Origin of the sequence: Desulfofundulus sp. (assembly GCF_049701015.1) — a bacterium.
Classification (GTDB): Bacteria; Bacillota; Desulfotomaculia; order Desulfotomaculales; family Desulfovirgulaceae; genus Desulfofundulus.
On the sequence record NZ_JBNATZ010000301.1, the window covers coordinates 1 to 2,776 of the forward strand.

Annotated in this window: 4 protein-coding genes; all 4 read left to right on the forward strand. The window is 62.2% G+C overall.

All coding sequences use genetic code 11. The annotated features are described in order from the left end of the window. Positions 1 to 86 precede the first annotated feature (86 nt). Complete coding sequence (locus ACPLUI_RS13550; RefSeq protein ID WP_424660778.1) at positions 87 to 548, forward strand: dTDP-4-dehydrorhamnose 3,5-epimerase family protein; 462 nt, start codon at positions 87 to 89, stop codon at positions 546 to 548. Next, complete coding sequence (rfbD, locus tag ACPLUI_RS13555) at positions 541 to 1,395, forward strand: dTDP-4-dehydrorhamnose reductase (RefSeq protein ID WP_424660779.1); 855 nt, start codon at positions 541 to 543, stop codon at positions 1,393 to 1,395. The genes ACPLUI_RS13550 and rfbD overlap by 8 nt, the downstream gene beginning before the upstream one ends. Then, the gene (gene rfbB / locus ACPLUI_RS13560) at positions 1,392 to 2,447 is read left to right on the forward strand and encodes a dTDP-glucose 4,6-dehydratase (protein ID WP_424660780.1); all 1,056 of its coding nucleotides are present in this window, start codon (positions 1,392 to 1,394) and stop codon (positions 2,445 to 2,447) included. Before rfbD ends, rfbB begins: the two co-directional genes overlap by 4 nt. Further along, positions 2,444 to 2,776, forward strand: a 333-nt coding sequence (locus ACPLUI_RS13565) for a lipid II flippase MurJ (protein WP_424660781.1), incomplete at its 3' end; no start/stop codon positions are given. The genes rfbB and ACPLUI_RS13565, both read left to right, overlap by 4 nt.

Genomic DNA, 2,776 nt, shown 5'->3' on the forward strand with positions numbered 1-2,776 from the left:
GTCCGGGCCGGCGGACGCCGCCGGGCCCTGCGCCTCTTTGTGGGCGACGACGCGGAAGTGGTAATTTGAGAGCAGGAGGGGTTTTTATGGAGTTAATAGACGGCGTGCAGGTAAAGAAACTACGTTTAATTCCCGACGAGCGGGGTTTTCTCATGGAGATGCTGCGCTCCGACTGGCCGGAGTTTGACAGGTTCGGCCAGGCCTACATCACCGCCTGCTACCCGGGGGTAATTAAGGCCTGGCACTACCACAAAATCCAGTGGGACCACTTTGTCTGTGTGGGGGGCATGGCCAGAGTGGTGCTCTGCGACCCGCGGGAGGGCAGCCCCACCAAAGGGATGGTCAACGTATTCCACCTGGGCTACCTCAACCCCTGCCTTTTAAAGATCCCGCCGGGGGTTTATCACGGTTTTACCGCCGAAGGAAACCAGACGGCCTTAATCGTCAATTTCCCAACGGAGCTGTACAACTACGAAAAGCCCGACGAATACCGCCTGCCATACAATGACCCCTCCATTCCTTACTCCTGGGAGGTGCGGCATGGCTAAGCGGGTGCTGGTTACCGGTGCCGCCGGTATGCTGGGCCGGGCGGTGGTTGCGGAATTCCGGGAGCGTGGGGATGAGGTGCTGGCCCTTTCCCGGCAGGACCTGGATATCACGGACTTGACCGCGGTACGCCGCGCCCTGTGGCAGGCCCGCCCGCACGTAGTGGTCAACTGTGCCGCCTTCACCGACGTGGACGGTGCGGAAGCCAGCCGCGAGCAGGCCTTCCTGGTAAACGGCCTGGGTGCAAAGAACCTTGCCCTGGCCTGCCGGGATGTGGGTGCTTCGTTGGTGCATATCAGCACCGACTATATTTTTGACGGCCGGAAGGGCGAGCCCTACGAAATTTACGATACCCCCAACCCCCTGGGCAATTACGGCAAAAGCAAGCTCTGGGGCGAGCGAGCGGTGGCGGAGGTCGGCGGCCGCTACTTCATCGTGCGCACCAGCTGGCTTTTCGGCCCCGGGGGCAGGAACTTCGTGGAAACCATGTTGAAGATAGGTCGCGAAAAGGGCGCGGTGAAAGTAGTCAACGACCAGCGGGGTTGCCCCACGTATACGGTAGACCTGGCCCGGGCCATGGCCGACCTGGTGGAAAGCGGCCGGTACGGCACCTACCACGTCACCAACAGCGGCGTCACCACGTGGTACGAATTCGCCCTCACTATCTTCAAGCTTGCGGGCCTTGCGGTGGAGGTGTCCCCCTGCTCCACGGAGGGATTCCCCCGCCCGGCCAGGAGGCCGCCGTACTCCGTACTGGACCCTTTCCCCCTGAAGGAGACTATTGGCTACCTCCTTCCGCCATGGGAGGACGCCCTTAAAAGGTACTTGAAGGAGAGGAGCCGGCCATGAAACTGCTGGTTACCGGCGGAGCCGGGTTCATCGGCTCTAATTTCATCCGCTACATTCTCCGGACCCGTCCCGGGGTTTCGGTCATCAACCTGGATAAGCTCACCTATGCGGGTAATCTGGAAAACCTGGCCGGCGTGGAAAACCACCCCCGGTACTCGTTCACCCGCGGGGACATCTGCGACCGCCGCCTGGTGAGCGAAATTTTTTCCAGGGGTGTGGACGCGGTGGTCAACTTTGCCGCCGAGTCCCACGTGGACCGCAGCATCATGGACGCCTCGCCCTTTGTCGAGACCAACGTGCGGGGCACCCAGGTGCTGCTGGACGTAGCCATGGAATGCTGGAGGGAAAGGCTGCCCGTGCAGGGACCGGGCCCGGCGGGAAGGTTTCCCGTCTTTGTCCAGGTTTCCACCGACGAGGTTTACGGCTCCCTGGGTCCTGAAGGGCGCTTCACCGAGGAAAGCCCCTTGAAGCCATCCAGCCCGTATTCCGCCAGCAAGGCAGCGGCCGACCTCCTGGCCCTGGCCTACCACCGCACCCACGGCCTGCCGGTGATCGTCACCCGGTGTTCCAACAACTACGGGCCATACCAGTTCCCGGAAAAGCTCATCCCCTTGATGATTACCAATGCGCTGGAGGACCAGCCCCTGCCCGTGTACGGCGACGGTTTGAACGTGCGGGACTGGCTGCACGTGGAAGACCACTGCCGGGCGCTGGAGCTGGTGCTTTTCCGGGGCAGGCCGGGGGAGGTATACAACATCGGCGGCCACGGGGAGCGCACCAACCTGGAAGTGGTGCGGGCGATCTTGAAGCTCCTGGGCAGGCCGGAAAGTCTCATCCGGTATGTGAACGACCGGCCCGGACACGACCGGCGCTACGCCATCGACCCCTCGAAGATCACCCGGGAGCTGGGCTGGCGGCCCCGGCACACCTTCGAGGAGGGGCTGGCGGCAACAGTAGAGTGGTACAGGCAGAACCGTCCCTGGTGGGAGCGGGTCAAGAGCGGGGAGTATAAGGATTATTACACGAAGATGTACGGGGAGTCGCTAAGATGAGCACTACTCACACCATTGCCAGGGCTACGGCGGTGATCGCCGCTTTTACCCTGCTTTCCAGAATCTTGGGCTTCGTACGGGAAATGGCCCTGGCGTACGTTTTCGGGGCCAGCGCGTCCACCGACGCCTATCTGGTGGCGTACACGGTACCCAATGTAATTTTTACGGTGCTGGGCGGGGCACTGACCGTGATAGCGGTGCCGCTGTTTGCTTCCTACGCCTCAGAGGGCAAAAGGGACGAGGCCTGGCGGCTTTTTGCCGTCTTTTCCACTTTGCTGGGCGCGGTTCTGCTGCTGGTCACGCTGGCCGGTGTGCCCCTTGCGCGGCAG

What these genes read in the sequence shown, in the direction of transcription:
- ACPLUI_RS13550 (WP_424660778.1), top strand. Translation starts at nt 87, where the DNA reads ATGGAGTTAATAGACGGCGTGCAGGTAAAGAAACTACGTTTAATTCCC.
- rfbD (WP_424660779.1), top strand. Translation starts at nt 541, where the DNA reads ATGGCTAAGCGGGTGCTGGTTACCGGTGCCGCCGGTATGCTGGGCCGG.
- rfbB (WP_424660780.1), top strand. Translation starts at nt 1,392, where the DNA reads ATGAAACTGCTGGTTACCGGCGGAGCCGGGTTCATCGGCTCTAATTTC.